The organism is Brucella grignonensis (assembly GCF_002252505.1).
Lineage (GTDB): Bacteria > Pseudomonadota > Alphaproteobacteria > Rhizobiales > Rhizobiaceae > Brucella > Brucella grignonensis.
In genome coordinates, this window is the sequence record NZ_NNRL01000169.1 from 120,883 (window position 1) to 138,516 (window position 17,634).

Below are 17,634 nucleotides of genomic sequence, written 5' to 3' on the forward strand. Positions count from 1 at the left end.
GTATTTACGCTCCAAGATAGGCTTGGCGGACAAGATCGGAATCTGCGAGTTCTTTAGCCGTTCCAGAAAGAACAGCTTCGCCGTTGGCCAGCACGGTTGCCTTGTCGGCGATCTCCAGTGCCAGAGCGACATTCTGCTCGATCAACAGGACTGTGAGGCCTTGTTCGCGCAAACTCGCGATGAGGTCGAAGACTGTATCAATGATCTGCGGTGCAAGCCCCAGCGATGGTTCATCGAGAAGGATCAGCTTGGGCTTTGACATCAGCGCCCGGCCAATGGCCAGCATTTGTTGCTCACCGCCGGAGAGATTGCCGCCCTTGATACGGTAATAGCGGCGCAGGATTGGAAACAGCTCCAGAATTTCTTCTTCGCGTGTTTTCGCTTCCACACTGGAAAGATGTACTGCGCCGCCAAGGCGTAGATTATCTGCAACCGTAAGGCTCGCGAAAATCCTGCGACCTTCTGGAACCAGCGCTATGCCGAGCCGGGAAATAGCTTCGGAGGCAAGGCCTTTCAGCTCCTTGCCTTCGAAAGTGATCTTGCCGGACGCAGCTGGTACCAGGCCAGCAATGGCGCCAAGGGTGGAGCTTTTTCCTGCACCGTTGGCACCTACGAGCGCGACGATTTCACCGCGCCCCACATTGAGATCAACGCCACGTACGGCCTCAACCTCGCCATATCGAATTCTAAGAGCGTCCAGGGTCAGCATTGCAATATCCCGATTGTGAAAGCCTTCAGTGACGTGGTTGCTCACGGAGCAGGAACGTCTTCAGCTGCCGGGATTTCTGTCTTCACATATTGTGGCACGCCGCCTTCATAGCGCATCAGGACGACGGGACGCAGCGGCATGCCCGTTGTGCCAGCATAGGTAATTTTGCCCGTGACACCGTCAAAGTCCTTTATCGCGGCGATGGCATCACGAATGGCACGCGGATCATCGGAGCCTGCTGTTTTCACCGCAGCATCGAGGATGAGTCCGATTTCGTAACCGTTTACTTCATAGGTCGATTCCGGCGCGTGTCCGGTGGTCTTGGCAAAAGATTTGTCGAAAGCCTCGAGCTTGCTGCCCGGTTCTGCATAGCCTGCGGCGGTGAAGATCACGCCATCCACCAGCTTGCCAAGGCCTTTGATGGTTGGTGTGTTGAGCGCATCGGCACCATAGACGGGTGTATCGACGCCAGCTGCACGCAACTGTTGGATGAAGGCCGGGAAATCCGGTTCGTAAGCCGCAGTCATGATGAGATCAGGTTTTTCGGCCAGATTTTTGATCTTGGTTACTTCGGCAGAAAAGTCGGGCTGGTTCATTGTGAAGGTGCCACGGCCAATCACCTTGCCGCCCTTTTTCTCAAAAACCTTGCCAAAATATTCCGGCAGATTGGCGACATAGGTCGTATCTGGAGAGGTCAGGAGGTAGACGGATTTTTTGCCTTCTGAAAGCGCGAAATCTGCAACCGCAGTGGCCTGCACATTGTCGGCCGGATAGGTGCCAAACATCACATCGCCGACAGCGACGCTGAGGATAGGTGCCGTGCCGCAGAACGTAAGTGTGGGAATGTTTAGAGGCTGAGTTAACTGGCCTGCGGCGATGGATGCATCGGCATCGCAAGGCGTGATCATGACTTTTGCGCCCGCATCGATCAGTTCTTGCGCAACAGTTGCCGTCTGAGCGGTGTCGGTGCGGGTATCCTTGATGATCAGTTTTGCCTGATACTTTCCACCCAGGCCACCCTTGGCGTTGATTTCGTCAATGGCCATGCGGAAACCAGCCAGTGAAGGCTGATCATAGGGAGCAAGGCCGCCGGTCTGGGCGGTGGCAACGCCTATGATTATCTCTTCAGCTTTAGCCGTTGATGCTGTGGCTATTGCGAGTGCACAGACTGATGCTGCGAGCATGGAGCGCTGAATATAGTTGTGTTTAGACATCTTGTTTTTCCCCTTTGTTATGATCTTAGTTTTCGCTTTGGGTGTGTCGGGTGCGAGCGCTGCGGCTACCGAGATAAGCGGCAATGACATCCGGGTTTTTCTGAACTTCGGTTGGCAGGCCATCAGCAATTACCTTGCCATGGTCGATCACCACGATCCGCTCACACAGCCCCATTACCAGCCGCATGTCATGTTCGATGAGGATAATGCCGATCTGACGTTCTTTGCGAATTTCGGCCAGGATCGCGATCAGTTCAGCGGTTTCGACCGCGTTCATGCCTGCCGCCGGTTCATCGAGAAGCAGAAAACGTGGCTTTAGAACGAGGGCGCGGGCAATCTCCAGTCGGCGGCGCAATCCATAGGCAAGTCCGGCTGCCGTACGATCGGCTACATCGGCAAGTCCCATGCGCTGCAGTTCGCGCATTGCGGTGGCTTCGGCATGGACCAGATTAGGTTCGACTTGCCTTGCTGCGACCACTACATTTTCCATCACCGTCATACGCGGAAAAATACGGATATTCTGGAATGTGCGTGCGATGCCATGCCGGGCAAAACGAAAAGCGGTATGTGGTATAGGCTCGTTGCTGATGGAAACGTGACCGGAACTGGGAACCACGTCACCGGAAATCATGTTGATGAATGTGGTCTTGCCAGCGCCGTTGGGACCTATGATACCGGTAATCATATTGGTGTGGAATTCAAGCGAGGCATCGTCCACGGCAACGACCCCCGCATATCGACGCGTCAGATGGTTTGTGATGATAGGCGTGTTATCTGGATTTCGATGCGGCTCGGCGGCGGCAGTTACTTTCGGGGATAATCCGAAGCGGCGGAGCAAATTGAGCTCCCCTTTGCCGAAAAGCCCTTCAGGACGTCGCCAGATAATGAGGATCATCGCCAGTGCCAGTGCGCCCTGCGTCAGGCCGAATACTGGCGGAATATGGAAGCCCAGAATGTCGCCGCCACCCTCAAACCGCCTTACGACCTCGATAACAATGGTGGTGGCAACAACACCGGAAAAGGCTCCTAGTGCGGAGTGCATCCCACCGACAATCAACATTGCAAGGATGGTGAAACCGAGATCGAAATAGAAGTCGCGCGGTGAGAATGCCCCAAGGAACTGTGCCAGCATGGCGCCCGCTGCCATCGCCACGACGATGCTGAGTACCCATGAAAACAACCATGCGGCACGATGATTAACACCAACGGCAGCAGCACCGCGTTCGTCATCAGATGCGGCGCGTGCGGCAAGCCCGAAGGGGGTGTCGCGGAAAATGCGTGCTACAGTCAGTGCTGCGGCAGCCACAAGCACTGTGGTCCAAAGGCCGACATCACGCGGCACTCCATAGAATGGCTGGCTGCCGCGGGTGATTTCGCGCGCTGCCACGAGAACAGTGTAAATAATGATGAGCAACGCAAGTGTCGCAATTGGTGCGCTTGATCCGGACAAGCGCAGAAGCGGTATGCCGGTGATCAGACCTACGACTACGGCTGCCACCACCACCACGAGCAGGGCTCCCAGAAAAGGTAGCTGATAGCCAGCCAGGAAAGATGGCAGATCGCGTAAGGTTGTGGCCTGCATCGCTGCCGGCATCGTCAGAATGCCGGTGAGATAAGCGCCGATGCCCATGAATCCAGCGTGACCAAACGAGACGATGCCAGTATTGCCAGAAAAAATCTGCAACCCCACAACCGCCGTCAGCATGATTGCGGCATAGGCGACCACCCGTTGTATGGCGGGCCCGCCAAAGATGAATGCGATGATTGCAACAGCAATTATCAACAAAATCATTGCGGTACTGTCGACCAGTGCACTTCGAAGCGCAGTCGAAAGAAAACCACGATGTATAACCGGTGTCGTCGTCCGTGTGCTGCGCTCGAGCGACGACGAATGCGTGCTTGTTGTCATGTTGTTCCCCGCAGAATTGGGTTCTGCTTTTCTTCAAACTAAGGCCAGTTTTTATTTTATGTCAATATCTCTTCACGATTGACGAGAATTAAAATTTCTGTAATTGAATCTGCATAACTTGCAGAACAGGCAAGATCGATTGGGGAAGGCAGAGGAAAAAATGGCGATACGGGACGTCCTGATGCGCGGCGATCTGGCGCTTACTCCATCGGAGGAGAAGATCGTCAAGCTGCTTCTGACTGACTATCCGACGTCCGGTCTCGGTACTGCCACGAGCCTGGCTCGAAGGGCGGGGGTCAGTGATCCGACAGTCATTCGTCTGGTTATGAAGCTGGGTTTTGACGGCTTTGCCGATTTTCAGGCCAGGCTTTTAGCGGAAATTGAATCCCGCCTTCACTCGCCACTGTTAATGATGGAAGCGAAGCGTGCCGATCAGGCCGCTACAAGTGCCAATCAGGCGGTGGTCATCACCTATATCCAGTCGGTTATCAATGCCCTCGACAAGGCGATGACGACCACTCCCGTTACCACCTATGATCGTGCTGCCAGAATTATCATGGAGGCCAAGGGGCAAGTCATGTTCCTGGGTGGACGTTTCAGCCGTCATGTGGCTGGAATGCTTGCCGGCTACATTTATCAGTTCCGGAGCGGTGTCGTCGATCTTGGAGCTTTGTCGGCCCAACAGTTTGATATCCTTGCCGATATGGGTAAGCGTGATGTCCTCGTTGTGTTCGATTATCGCCGTTATCAGCTCGATGTCGTCGCTTTTGCGAAACAGGCGGCGGCGCGTGGTGTGAAAATTGTGCTGTTCACCGATCCCTGGCTTTCACCTGTTTCGGAATATTCAGAGGCGAACATCGTCAGCCCGCAGGAAGTGACATCGCCTTACGATACTTTGGGGCCATCCATCGTGCAGATGGAAGCACTTGTTACCCACATTCTCTCCACGATTAGCGAGGCGACCCATAATCGTATCGAAGGGCTTGAGGAAGTGCGGCGGCAAAATGCCATTACGCTCGACAGCGTGAGGGATGATGGTCGCAACGGTTCGAATGAAGAACCGGAAATACGCGATTTTCCGGGGCCTAAATCACGATAGATCAGCCCCAACCACCACAGGTTCAAGAATAAACAGAGGGAACACCTGATATGGTACATCCAACTATAAGGCGCGACGCTCCATTCGTTGCCGGTGAAACTGCAATTCTGCTCGTCGATATGCAGCGTATATGGCTTGAGCCCGGCCTTGATCCATCGCATCCCGAACGTGATGCGGATCATTATTTCATCAAGCAGACATCTAGCGTTACGATCCCGAATAATGAAAAGTTGCTGGCTGCGGCACGCGCCAATGGTGTGGAAGTGTTGCACACGATCATCCAAAGTCTCACCGAAGATGGTCGCGATTGTTCGCTCGATCATAAGATGACGCCCATCCATGTTGCGCCAAGCCGCCCGGAAGGACTGCCTGTGCCATCATTGATGCCGGTACGCGACGAAATCATGCTGCCGAAAACATCTTCCGGCGTCTTTAATTCCACCAATATCGACTACGTTCTCAAGAACCTGAATGTCCGCTATCTCATCATTACCGGCATTATGACAGACCAGTGTGTGGACATGGCCGTTCGTGATGCTGCTGATCGCGGCTATCTGGTAACCTGTGTCAGCGATGCCTGTGCGTCTGCGACGCCTGAGCGCCACGAGGGTGCATTGAAGGCTTTCGGTGGCTATTGTTGGCAGGCCGATACCCAGACTGTTGTTGAACGCTTCAACCAGATGGGACAAAAGTAATGACAACAGCTTTTGAACCATTGGTAGCCATCGTAACGACCGATCTTTCAGGTATCACCCGTGGCCGCTCCATTACACAAAGCCGCCTCGAAAAGCAGGCGGTCACTGGAATTGGCTGGTTGCAGGCTAATCTTTCTCTGACCCCATTTAATTCCATCGTTGCCGAGAACCCATGGGGATCGTCTGGCGATCTTCGCATTTTGCCCGATCTGAACGCGCGTTATCGTACCGGGTTAACGGGCGCTACAACACCATTTGATATGGTCGCTGGTGACATCGTTGATCTTGATGGCAATCCTTGGCTCGGTTGCACACGTTCCATGCTGCGTAAAGCGCTTGCTGATCTGAAAGCGTTGACTGGTTTGTCGCTGATGTCGACATTCGAACAGGAATTTCAGATTTTCGGAGGGGATTTTCCAAAAGCCCATTCGCTATCAATGGAAGCCTTGCGTCGTACCGATCCATTCGCACCACAATTGATGGCGGCGCTGGAAGAGGCGGGCGTTGCGCCGGAAGTGATCATTGCCGAGTTTGGTGATGAGCAGTTTGAGGTCACGCATGCACCGACCGATGGCGTCAGTGCAGCTGACCGGGCTGTGGCGATCCGCGAAATTACACGTGAAGTTGCGCGTAATCTTGGATGGAAGGCAAGCTTTGCACCAAAAACCGCACCCAATGCGGTTGGCAATGGTGTGCATATTCATTTCAGCTTTGTTGATGAAAATGGTGAGCCTGCTACTTACGATCCCAAGAGGCCGGGCCGTTTGTCGAAGGCGGCTGGTGCATTTTGCGCCGGTGTTTTACGTCACTTGCCTGCAATCACGGTATTGACTGCTTCCAATCCATCTTCTTTCTTCCGGCTTAAACCCCATAGCTGGAGTTCTTCTTATACTTGGCTTGCGGACAAGGAGCGCGAGGCAAGTCTTCGCATTTGTCCGACCGTTACCATCGGTGGACGTGATCCCGCAAAACAGTTCAATATCGAATATCGCGCGGCGGATGCCACTGCCAATCCTTATCTGTCTTTAGCGGCTATCGTATGGGCAGGTCTGGAAGGTCTTAAGGCCGAACTTGATACTCCTTCGCTGGTGGCTGGTGATCCGACCTTGATGAGCGATCAGGAGCGTGCAGACCGTGGTCTTGTGCGATTGCCGGAAACGCTGACCCAGGCACTTGATGCGCTTCAAGAAGATAAAACCGTTTGTGGCTGGTTTGATCCTGCTTTTATCGAAACCTTTGTCGGCATCAAGCAGGCGGAGCTTGCCCGTGTTGCAGACCTCGATGCAGACGAAACCTGTGCTCTTTACCGGACGCTATATTGATGTCAGATCATGTCCTTGAACGTCGGTCCACCGATTGGCCGGATCCTGTCGAAATATACAATGAAGATGGCAGTTCCGATATCGTGTTGTTGTGCGAGCACGCTTCGCACCATATGCCTTCCGAATATGGCGATCTGGGTCTTTCCAGTGTTGACCGGCTGCGCCATATCGCATGGGATATCGGCGCAGCCGAAATAACACGTGGTCTGGTTAAGCGTTTGAATGCGCCTGCCTTTCTGTCGACTTACTCGCGGTTGTTGATTGATCTCAATCGCCCCCTTGATGCGGCCTCGAGTATTCCTCAGCTTTCAGAAAGCACGAATATTCCGGGTAATATCGATATCGGTGAGGAAGAAAAAGTGCGCCGCGCCGCGCGCATTTTCACTCCGTTTCATGATCGCGTTGCTGACCATATTACGGCCCGTGAAAAAGCCGGGCGTAAGGTGAAGATCGTCACGATCCACTCCTTTACTCCGGTCTTCAAAGGATATGCGCGACCATGGCACGCGGGTATTCTCTATGATCACTCACATGATTTCGCGCAAACGGTAATCGACGAACTGCGTCGCGATCCTGCGCTGAATGTCGATGGAAACGTCCCTTATACCGTGAGCCGCGAAGACGATTATGCCATTCCTGTCCATGGTCAGGATCGGGGGCACGATGCCATTCTTATTGAAATTCGTCAGGACCTTGTATCGACCCCGCAGGGCATAGCTGAATGGACAGATCGTCTGGAAAAGGCTCTACTTGCGCTGTCACATCAGGAGCAAGGATGATGCAGGCTTCGCTCTCATTAGCTGAACGCGACGCGCGGGCAATCGCAGAAATCGGGCGTTTGCGTTTTTCGCCGCTAAGCCTGATCGGTGGCAAGGGTAACAGGCTGATTGAGGAGGGCGGGCGTTCGGTACTTGATCTGTCGGGCTCCGCCGGACCGGCGGCTTTGGGCTATGGGCATCCGGCAATTGTCGAAGCTGTCGAAAAATCGGTTCGCGACATGGCGGGCGCAAGTCTTCTGCTTTATCCGAATGAGCCAGCTGTTTCGCTTGCCGAAGACTTACTGCGCATTATTCCCGGTAGCGCTGAGCGGCGCGTCTGGTTTGGTCATTCGGGTTCGGACGCCAATGATTGCGCGGTGCGTGTGTTGACTGCCGCCACCAAACGCTCACGTATCATATCCTTCATCGGCTCCTACCACGGCAATCTTACAGGTTCGATGGGGATCAGCGGTCATACGGCGATGACACATACGCTGCCGCGCCCCGGTGTACTGCTGTTGCCCTATCCCGATCCGTTCAGACCCCGTTTTTCTGCGGAGGCGGTGCTGGAACTTCTCGATTATCATTTCGCGACGAGCTGTCCACCTGAGCAGGTGGCAGCTATTTTTATCGAGCCGATCCTGTCCGATGGTGGTCTAATTGTACCACCACCGGGCTTTCTCAAAGCGCTGCAAGATCGTTGCCGCAAGCATGGGATTTTGGTGGTTGTCGACGAGGTGAAAGTCGGGCTTGGTCGTACGGGGCTGATGCACTGTTTCCAGCATGAGGGGCTTGAGCCCGATGTGGTGGTTTTCGGAAAAGGTCTGGGCGGAGGATTGCCGCTCTCCGCTGTTGTCGGACCGCAATGGGTCATGGATCATGCGCCGGCCTTTGTGCTGCAAACCACGGCGGGAAATCCTGTGGCGACCGCTGCCGGACGCGCCGTGCTTAAAACCATAGATGAAGAAGGACTTGTCGCACGTTCTGAACGAGTTGGGCATCTTTTCGCGGATGGTTTGCGCCGGTTGAGTAACAGGCATTCCATTATTGGCGATGTACGTGGCAGGGGGCTGGCAATCGGTGTTGATCTTGTCGAAGATCGCACCAAACGCGAGCCTGTTCCGGCAACGACGACCGCCAAAATTATATATCGCGGTTATCAGCTTGGCGCAGCTTTCACCTATGTCGGTCTCAATGCCAACGTTCTGGAGTTCATGCCACCATTGACGTTGACCGAAACGGAAATAGACGAAGCCATCGGTATCGTTGATCAAGCGATTGTAGATGTTATGGACGGCAAGGTGGCGGATAGCGACGTTGCACGCTTTATGATGTGGTAGCTGAACGGAAAGCGGAAATACAACTCTTCACTGCTTCCGCAACGATCTCGGATAGAAAGCGACGCTGATGGTGAAGTGAGATACGAGGTTCGTTTGTACCTCGCTATCTTTGCAGATGCCTACGCCAGAGTTAGTGCAACCGTCCCGGCAGATACTTTATAATCGCATACGATCCTGCCTTTCTGCATATGGCAAAAGCTTACTTTTGCCATATGCAGAAAGATACGCGAGATGCTTAGCCGCTGATCAGCTTCACTTCGAGGAAATCTTCAAGCCCCCAGCGGCCACCCTCCCGGCCGTTTCCCGATTGTTTATAGCCACCAAAAGGGGTTCCCGGAGCGCGGGAAGTCCCGTTGATCTGTATCATACCTGCGCGCAGTTTTCGGGATACCCGCTTGGCACGTTCCGCATCTCCTGTTTGAACATATGCCGCCAATCCATAAGGCGTGTCATTGGCGATGCTGATAGCGTCTTCTTCGGTGTCAAATGGTATCATAACGAGCACTGGCCCGAATATTTCTTCTCGGGCGATCGTCATGTTGTTGTCGACGTTGGCAAAGACTGTTGGTTTAACAAAGCTGCCAACCGAAAAGCCATCAGGCCGACCTGATCCGCCGACAATGAGCTTTGCTCCTTCAGAGATACCTGCTTCAATCATCTGCTGAACTTTGTCAAACTGCATGGATGACGCAAGGGGGCCGATATGATCGCCATCCTGAGATGGTAGGCCCACTTTTGTATTTTCGGCTGCGGTGTGAGCCAAAGTTACCGCTTGATCGTAAACTGATCGTTCGACCAGCATGCGGGTGGGTGCGTTACAGGATTGTCCGGTATTCTCAAAGCAATGAACCACACCGCGAGTGATAGCCTTTTCCAGATCACTGTCTGCAAATACGATATTGGGAGACTTTCCTCCAAGTTCCAACGAAACGCGTTTGATTGTCCCTGCTGCTGCACGGGAAACTGCAATGCCAGCACGGGTTGAACCTGTAAACGACATCATGTCGACTTGTGGATGATTGGACAGCGCTTCGCCAGTTGTAATGCCATCGCCGTTCACGAGATTGAAAACGCCTTTTGGAAAGCCTGCTTTGTCGACAAATTCTGCAAACAACAGCGCAGACATGGGGGCGATTTCAGATGGCTTTAGAACAACCGTGCAGCCGACAATAAGTGCAGGAATTACCTTGAGGGCAATCTGGTTTATCGGCCAGTTCCATGGGGTGATCAGTCCGCAAACGCCAATCGGCTCATGAACGATGTGCTGGTCTGATAGTTGAGAACTGACCAGTTCCTCAAAAGAATAGTGCTCAACAGCGTTGAGAAATGCTTTGATATGGTAAAGGCCTGCCGCTGCCTGTGCGTCTTTCGCCAGCCGGATGGGGGCTCCCATTTCATCAGAGATGACTTTGGCCATATCGTCAGCTTGCTCTTCGTAAATGGCTACAAGCTTTTTGATAAGGTCTAAACGCTGGCTGAGCGGTGTATCGCTCCATGACGGAAATGCACGGCGCGCAGCCTGAACTGCCTTATCAATATCCGCTGCCGATCCTGCGGCAATCACCGCATAGGCCATATCTGTTGCGGGGTTGACGACTTCAATAACCGCTTCACTCTCTGCGAGCTGCCATACACCATCGATATAGAACTTAGTTTTCTTAACCAAATTTCCCGCTTGCATTGCTGTTCCCTGTTTATTGCTGTGTAAGACGCTTCAGGAGTGCCTGTGCTGTGAAGAGGTCGAGATGGCCACCACCAGCATTTTTGAAGAGTGTTATCTGTTCTGCTGATAAGCGTCCGCTGACATTGCCGCTGCAGAGGTCAAACAGATCTCCTTGCAGGTCACTCCAGTTCATGGCGCCAGATTCAACGGCTTGTGTGAAATCACCACATTCGAGTGAAAATGTACGACTGTCCGTGAATAGTTTAGCGGCCCTTATCGTGTCATCGTCGCATTCGCGCATGTCTGGCCGCCAACCACCGATTAAATCGACATGTGCGCCAGATTTCAGCAGTCGACCTTTGACAAGTGGCTTGTTTGCCATAGTGGCGCAACTGATGATGTCTGCCTGAGCGATAGCATCATCAAGATCAGTGACCGCAACGATTTCTATCGACGTGTTTAGTTCGTTGAAACAGGATGCCTGATTAAGATGCTTCGCAAGTTCGAGCGCTTTATGGTGCGTTCGATTCCAGATCATGATGCGTTTCAGGGACGGACGAACGGAATATATCGCTTGCGCGACATAGGGTGCTAATCCGCCTGCGCCGATCAGGAGCAGGTTCCTGCAATCTTCTCGCGCAAGCAAACGTACACCCAGCGCGCTGTCTGCGGCAGTCTTGCGAAGGGTGAGGGCTGTACCGTCAATCAGAAGTGAAGGGGTTCCGTTGTTCCCGTCAAAAAGCACATATAATCCCTGATTGGATGGGCGTTGCGGCTCTGCGTGCGGATTGTCAGGAAAAACGGTAACAAGCTTGATGCCGATCTTCTGCCCTGCAGACCAGGCAGGCAAAGCAATGAAACTGCGTGCCTGATCCCCGCCTGGTTCCGTCATGACGATCTCATCGACCGCGGGCATGGGATCAAGATGCGCCCGCTGCAATGCTTCCACAAGATAACGAAAATCCAACAGTCGGTGCGTCTGTTCTGCATCAAGCATTTGCATACGGCTTAATCCCGAAATTGGATGTTATCGTTGTATGATAGAGTTTTACCTCAGCCTCGATGTCAGTTTTGGTCCAACCCATAATATCAGCAATCTGCTCGGCAATGGATTGCACAACATCGCGTGCCATATTGCTGGACCAGCCAAGTCGCGTTCGCCGGAACAGCAGGTCATCAAGGTGCATCACTTTTTCATCGCGCGCATGGATAAGCAGTTGCGATATTGCGATTTGTTCGCCACCTGTATCTATCCAGCCAAGATCATATTCCTGGCAATAATCCTGCGGCGCGTGACAAAGCGGTTTGGGTCGTGCAGATGGTTGAATATAGCGAGCGATTGTCCGTGTTATGTCTCGCCCCGCATTGCGATGCGTCATGATGATGCCGCCCGTATAGACAAAGTACCTTGGAGCGTATTTGCTGCTCATATCGTGCAGCAACACAGCTTCCGATCCGTCGGGCATTCCCGCACGCGCTGTTCGTGGACGAACACCAGCCCAGCTATACAATACATCTTGTCGGGTGAGAGGCAGCGCAGGAAAAACCGTTGCAAAATCAGCCAACAATTTGTCCATCGTCTTCTCATCAACGCGAAAGCCTTCAGCATCCGGCTCATGGGGTTCGTCGCTTGGGCCGAAGTAATGAATGTCTCCCCAGGGGATGAGGTAAAACGGATTTCCATCGGGCAGGCTGGTTTCGATCGCCAAGTTCTTAAATTCAGGCGGCAATCGTACAGCGAGATTACTTCCCTTAAGCCCCTGATTAAGCCTTGGAATATCACTGCGCTCGACGGGATGTAGCCCATCAACCCATGCGCCTGCCGCATTGACGATAGAGCGCGTGGTGACTTGCTGTGGCAAACCTGATCGGAGATCGGTCGTATAAACGGTCCATAAGTCATTCTGATCGCGGGCGATTTTGTCCACGCGCGTGTAATTGCAGGCAACGGCACCATTTTTCTCGGCATTGATGATGGCGTCGATGCAAATACGTTCGGGCCAGTCGAACTGATATTCTGTAAACCGCAGAACGCCGCATAATTGGGTGTGATCGCGTAAATGGTGAAGTGCTGGTATTGCGGCAATTTCGGCAGGTGTCAGCAACTGATCGTCAAGCGGGACGCCGTCGCGGTCCATGGCTTCCAGCAATCGACAGGCAAGTCTGATTTTCCACGGCGCAATACCATCTTTGCGATAGAGTGGAATATGAAATGCAACCGGTCTTACACGTTCGGGGGTTTCGCGAATGAAGCGGCTGCGATCACGCATTGCCCGGCGAGCCAGTTCGAAATGCTCAAGCGCCATCCGTGGTGAACGCAGGAAGTTCAGAAGAGAGCGGCCCGGAGAAAAATAGGTCAAGCCGCAATGTTGCAAACGGCTTGACCGGCTGGTGGTGCCGCTTGCAAAATCGCCTTGCTCGGCAAGAAAGACAGAGAAGCCGGCAGCGGAGAGATGATTGGCAGCGCTCGCTCCGATTATGCCTCCACCAATTATGCAGACGTCATAAATCATGGCCGACACTCAGAATGTTATACAAAGACGCATCGCGTCGTAGATTGCGGCATGCACATTCCGGCTTGCGACGGCATCGCCGATACGATGTAATTGAAAGCTGCCGTTGCTGTTTCCCTCTGGTTGCGCTCGCTCTTCGAGCAGAGCGCTGAGATCAGTGACACCATTGTTTTTGGATAGATCACGAAGTTCTGTGAATACTTCATCCAGTGGGTAGGTGCCTTGCTCAACCACAAAACGATCTGCTTCGATCTCAAGAATATCGCCAGTTAATTCGTGGCGAAACGTACCAATGATGCGATTGTTCTTGCGCAGCGATATAAGACGATACTCCGTCGTGAAAGCAATGTTCTGTTCTTTGAAAGCCTTGCGATATATAGCGCGGGTTGAATACTCGACCTCTTGCGACAGGCTGTCATCGGGTGTCACATAGCGCACTGTTGCTCCTTGACCGGCAAGATGGAGCGCAGTCGATGGTGCATCATGACGACCAGTGCCGTCATAAACGAGAATATCGCCGGTCTGGGTGGTTGTTGCGCCAAGGATATCCCACGGCGTTTCGCAATACTGGGCGCCTTCAAGCCATTCGGTATCCGGCATGCCGCCGGTCGCCACAATGACGACGTCAGGTTGCTCAGCCAGAACCTCTTCACTTCCGGCGTAAATTCCGCAACGAAGATCTACGCCCAATATTGCGAGTTCCGCCACCCGCCAGTCAATGATGGCAATGAGATCGCGGCGCCATATGGCACGTGTTGCAAGTAATAATTGCCCACCCGGCTTGTCGCCCGCTTCAAAAACAACCACTTTGTGGCCGCGCTCTGCACATACGCGTGCAGCTTCCAGCCCCGCAGGGCCTGCGCCCACGATGACGATTTTCTTTTGTTTGTCATTTGATGCTTGGATGACTTGTGGTAGCAGCGTTTCACGGCCTGAGGCCGGATTGTGAATACAATTGACCTTTTTGAGCATGCAATAGGAAGCGCCAACGCAAGGCCGGATGCGGTCTTCTTCTCCGCGCTTGAGTTTATTGACCAGCTGCGGATCTGCCATATGCGCCCGTGTCATGGCAACCATATCAAGCAAGCCGTCACGGATAGCGTGGCGGGCCGTTGCAATGTCGGCAATGCGGGCTGCGTGGAAAACCGGCAATCGCGTATGGGCGCGGAAGGCACCAACTTTTGCGAGGAATGGTGCAATAGGCGATGACATCCCCGGCATGTTTTGTTCAGCGAGCGCAATGACTGTGTCCATGCGGCCAAAGATGCAGTTGAAGACGTCAATCAGGCCTTCCCGCTCGAAGATCGCTGCGATTTCAAGACAGTCTTCAAATGAAAGTCCTTCATCGCTGGCTTCGTCGATCACAAAGCGCATGCTGACAATCAGGTCGTCGCCAATCTGGCGGCGAATCTCTTCATGAACCATCAGGCCGAAACGCACGCGATTTTCGACTGATCCACCAAAGCGGTCCGAGCGGAAATTTGTGCGTGGAGAAAAGAACTGTCCGATCAGGTGTCCGCCGGTTAGTGTTTCAACACCATCCAACCCACCTTCGCGACATCGGCGAGCTGCTTCGCCGTAGGCTTTCACCACCCGGCGAATATCATGCGCATCCATCTCGCGCGAAAAAGCGCGATGTTGGGTTTCTCGTGAGCGCGAAGGGGCAATTGCCGGCAACCAGTTGAGCGTTGTGGCATCAGCGCGTCTGCCCAGATGGGAAATCTGGCACATGGTGGCAGCGCCCTGCGCGTGAATACGTGTTGAAAGCGCTTGCAGATGCGGAATGATCTCGTCGGTTGCCATATTAAGCTGACCGCCGCCGCCCCAGCTTGAATCAACATCGACCATCGACGAGCCGCCAAACATGGTCAGTGCCAAACCACCTTTGGCTTTCTCTTCATGATAACGCTGGTAGCGTTCGAGCGGCAAACCGCCATCATCCAGAAAAGATGAATGGCTCGTGCTCATGATGCGGTTGCGTAACACCAAATTCTTGATGGTGAGAGGCTGCAGGAGCGGGTCTCTGGAGACTGTCTGATCTTCAGGCAGAGACCGCTCGGAGATGGTTGGTAAAACCATATACGTTCTCCACTACAGGTGGCGCTGTGACCACCTGTATGACAGTGTAATCGGAGTTGTTTGTTCGTATCAGGCGCTGAGACGGCTTTCGGCTTTCAGCTCTTCCTGAACTTTCACAATGCTTGAGCGCAGTATTTCCATCATGTCATCGATCTGATCACGCGTGATGATGAGCGCAGGCGACAGAACGCACATGCTACCGATCGGGCGGACGATCAGTCCGGACTGATAGCAATATCGGTCAATGCGCAGTGCAACTTGTGTGTCAAAAGGCGTCGCAGCAGAGGTGTCAGGACTGGTCTGGCATTCAACACAACCCAAGAGGCCAACGCCACGGGCGCTGCCAATCAGTGGCAGTTCACCGAGTTCGCGGATTTTCTCCTGGAAATAAGGCGATATTTCTCGCACATGCTCCAGAATGTCATTCTTTTCAATGATATCAATATTGGCGAGGGCTGCCGCGCAACTCACAGGATGGCCGCTATAGGTATAACCATTGGTGTAATAGCTGCCTTTGGCGTTCTCACCGGAAACGCGATTGAGAACCGCGTCCGATATGACGAAGCCGCCAAGCGGTACATAGCCGGAGGTCACGCCTTTTGCGAACGTGATAATATCTGGAACAATATCAAACACATCTTCAGATGCGAACCAGTGTCCGCAACGGCCAAAGCCCGTGACGACCTCATCCGAAATGTAGAGAATGTCGTGCTGACGGCAAATTTCGAGAATGCGGCGATGGTAGCCTTTGGGCGGAATAAGTATGCCGCCCGATGCCAGAACTGGTTCTGCCAGAAATGCACCCACATTGTCCGGGCCAAGCGTTTCAACGCGTTCGCGGAATTCATCGACAAGAAATTCAAGAAAGTCTGCTTCACTCATGCCGGCAGGGCGACGGAAAACATTTGGCGCTGAAATGAACGAGACGTTATCAAGTTCAAGATCGAAATTAGGGCGATTACCTGCACGCCCCGAACAGGCGGCGGTAAGGTGTGTGCTGCCATGATAGCCGTCGATGCGGCAGATAATGGCCTTTTTGTTCGGTCGTCCCAGCACGTTGTTGTAGAACTGCATGAAACGCAGTGCGGAATCCACCGCCGACGAGCCGCCGGTCGTAAAGAATGTATGGTTCAGATCGCCCGGTGCGAGTTCAGAAATGCGTTTTGCAAGAGCTGACGCAGGTCCATTGATCGAATACCATGGTGAGTTGTAGCAAAGGCGCAGCGCTTGTGCGGAAATGGCGTCGGCGATTTCCTTCGAGTTGTAGCCAACTTGCGTACACCACATGCCACCGGGGCCATCGATCAGACGTTTACCTTCACTGTCCCAGATGTAAATGCCATCAGCGCCGGTAAAGAGAGGGCGTCCCCCGCTGGTGCCAAGGCGAGCCATTTCCTCGGCGGGGCTGATCAAATGGCCATGTGCTGCCTGTTCGAGATTGGATTCATTCCATTCGCGCTGAATGTCGACGTACATTGTAACCTCCATTTGCTATCGTCGGCTTCCCCTGTTGGACCGATCTTTGACAGCGTTTCTGTGTTGCTCGTGCCTGCTTTTATGCGCAGGCACATGTGTTTGTGTTATGCAACCGCACCCGCTTCATCACCAGGCGGTGATGCCACTGGCACTGAAAAATCCTTCGGAAAGAATGCGGACAAATATGTGTGACAAAGCCTGCGCGAGCGCTCGCGATGCGCAGGGCTTGTTTCGCCGCTGACATGCGCGAAAAGCCAGCATCCGTCTGTCAACGCATAAAGCCCGCGTGCGACCGCTTCCGCATCGATTGTCATTGATCTGCTCTCAGCAAGCTGTGAAACCAGATCAATGATCGTTGCAAGTGATCGTGTTTTAAGTTCAAGGCACCGCTTGCGGTAGGCCGGAACGCGTGAAGCCTCTGCCCAGAATGCCATCCATACCGCCAGATAGCGGGTTTTTGCGACGCGTGGATCAAAGTCAACATCAACGAGAAGCTGCAGACGGCGCGCCGGATCTTCCGGAGCGTTACGGATCGTTTCTCGCCAAAGATCTTCATAGTGGCTGGCCAAAAAATTGAGAGCCTCGAGGAGAAGTCTTTCTTTGGTTTTAAAATGAAATGCGATCACACCATAACTGCATCCGGCCTCGTCAGCGATGTCATTGACGGTAATTCCCGACAGGCCGCGACGCGCCACAACAGTCAAGGCTGCCGCAAGCAATTGTTGCTGGCGAGCCTGACTATGGTTTGATAATTCTACATTTTTTTTTGCCATACAAAATTTGATAATCTCAGAACATATTGTAGTCAATGGACTTTCCAGAAATATTTTTTGATTGATCAATCAGAATCTTATTGA

At 53.2% G+C, this 17,634-nt stretch carries 14 protein-coding genes; 5 read left to right on the plus strand and 9 right to left on the minus strand.

The window, feature by feature from the left end:
• Positions 1-4 precede the first annotated feature (4 nt).
• Genes CEV33_RS23185 through CEV33_RS23195 form a run of 3 tightly spaced genes read right to left on the minus strand, consistent with a single transcriptional unit; the run spans position 5 to position 3,832 of the window.
• Positions 5-709 (minus strand): ABC transporter ATP-binding protein, encoded by a 705-nt coding sequence (locus CEV33_RS23185; RefSeq protein WP_094542767.1) that lies wholly within the window; start codon positions 707-709, stop codon positions 5-7.
• Positions 710-750: 41 nt separating this feature from the next.
• Complete coding sequence (locus CEV33_RS23190) at positions 751-1,923, minus strand: ABC transporter substrate-binding protein (RefSeq protein ID WP_094542701.1); 1,173 nt, start codon at positions 1,921-1,923, stop codon at positions 751-753.
• Positions 1,924-1,948: 25 nt separating this feature from the next.
• Positions 1,949-3,832 (minus strand): branched-chain amino acid ABC transporter ATP-binding protein/permease, encoded by a 1,884-nt coding sequence (locus CEV33_RS23195; RefSeq protein WP_094542702.1) that lies wholly within the window; start codon positions 3,830-3,832, stop codon positions 1,949-1,951.
• Between the two features lie 160 nt (positions 3,833-3,992).
• Here CEV33_RS23195 and CEV33_RS23200 point away from each other — a divergent pair, with 160 nt between their 5' ends.
• The 5 genes from CEV33_RS23200 to CEV33_RS23220 are packed head-to-tail and all read left to right on the plus strand — an operon-like array spanning position 3,993 to position 9,046.
• A complete protein-coding gene (locus CEV33_RS23200; protein ID WP_094542703.1) occupies positions 3,993-4,931 on the plus strand; it encodes a MurR/RpiR family transcriptional regulator in 939 nt (312 codons plus the stop codon).
• A gap of 50 nt (positions 4,932-4,981) precedes the next feature.
• The gene (locus tag CEV33_RS23205; RefSeq protein ID WP_094542704.1) at positions 4,982-5,626 is read left to right on the plus strand and encodes a cysteine hydrolase family protein; all 645 of its coding nucleotides are present in this window, start codon (positions 4,982-4,984) and stop codon (positions 5,624-5,626) included.
• Positions 5,626-6,948, plus strand: a complete 1,323-nt coding sequence (locus CEV33_RS23210; RefSeq protein ID WP_094542705.1) for a type I glutamate--ammonia ligase — start codon at positions 5,626-5,628, stop codon at positions 6,946-6,948. Before CEV33_RS23205 ends, CEV33_RS23210 begins: the two co-directional genes overlap by 1 nt.
• A complete protein-coding gene (locus CEV33_RS23215; RefSeq protein ID WP_094542706.1) occupies positions 6,948-7,727 on the plus strand; it encodes an N-formylglutamate amidohydrolase in 780 nt (259 codons plus the stop codon). Before CEV33_RS23210 ends, CEV33_RS23215 begins: the two co-directional genes overlap by 1 nt.
• The gene (locus CEV33_RS23220) at positions 7,724-9,046 is read left to right on the plus strand and encodes an aspartate aminotransferase family protein (RefSeq protein ID WP_235818515.1); all 1,323 of its coding nucleotides are present in this window, start codon (positions 7,724-7,726) and stop codon (positions 9,044-9,046) included. The genes CEV33_RS23215 and CEV33_RS23220 overlap by 4 nt, the downstream gene beginning before the upstream one ends.
• Positions 9,047-9,281: 235 nt before the next feature.
• Here CEV33_RS23220 and CEV33_RS23225 read toward each other — a convergent pair whose 3' ends face one another.
• From CEV33_RS23225 to CEV33_RS23250, 6 genes are all read right to left on the minus strand, one after another.
• Positions 9,282-10,727: an aldehyde dehydrogenase family protein gene (locus tag CEV33_RS23225; protein ID WP_094542707.1), complete on the minus strand. Its 1,446-nt coding sequence runs from the start codon at positions 10,725-10,727 to the stop codon at positions 9,282-9,284.
• A 13-nt stretch (positions 10,728-10,740) separates the two neighbouring features.
• Positions 10,741-11,712 carry an ornithine cyclodeaminase family protein gene (locus tag CEV33_RS23230; protein WP_094542708.1) on the minus strand — a complete coding sequence of 324 codons (972 nt, stop codon included), beginning with the start codon at positions 11,710-11,712 and terminating at the stop codon, positions 10,741-10,743.
• Positions 11,699-13,222 carry an FAD-dependent oxidoreductase gene (locus CEV33_RS23235; RefSeq protein WP_094542709.1) on the minus strand — a complete coding sequence of 508 codons (1,524 nt, stop codon included), beginning with the start codon at positions 13,220-13,222 and terminating at the stop codon, positions 11,699-11,701. The genes CEV33_RS23230 and CEV33_RS23235 overlap by 14 nt, the downstream gene beginning before the upstream one ends.
• Before the next feature lie 9 nt (positions 13,223-13,231).
• On the minus strand, positions 13,232-15,301 hold the full coding sequence (locus CEV33_RS23240) for an NADH:flavin oxidoreductase (RefSeq protein ID WP_094542710.1): 2,070 nt from the start codon (positions 15,299-15,301) through the stop codon (positions 13,232-13,234).
• 69 nt (positions 15,302-15,370) lie between these two features.
• Positions 15,371-16,777, minus strand: coding sequence for an aminotransferase (locus tag CEV33_RS23245; protein ID WP_094542711.1), 1,407 nt, complete (start codon positions 16,775-16,777; stop codon positions 15,371-15,373).
• Between the two features lie 104 nt (positions 16,778-16,881).
• Positions 16,882-17,550, minus strand: coding sequence for a TetR family transcriptional regulator C-terminal domain-containing protein (locus CEV33_RS23250; protein WP_094542712.1), 669 nt, complete (start codon positions 17,548-17,550; stop codon positions 16,882-16,884).
• Positions 17,551-17,634 lie beyond the last annotated feature (84 nt).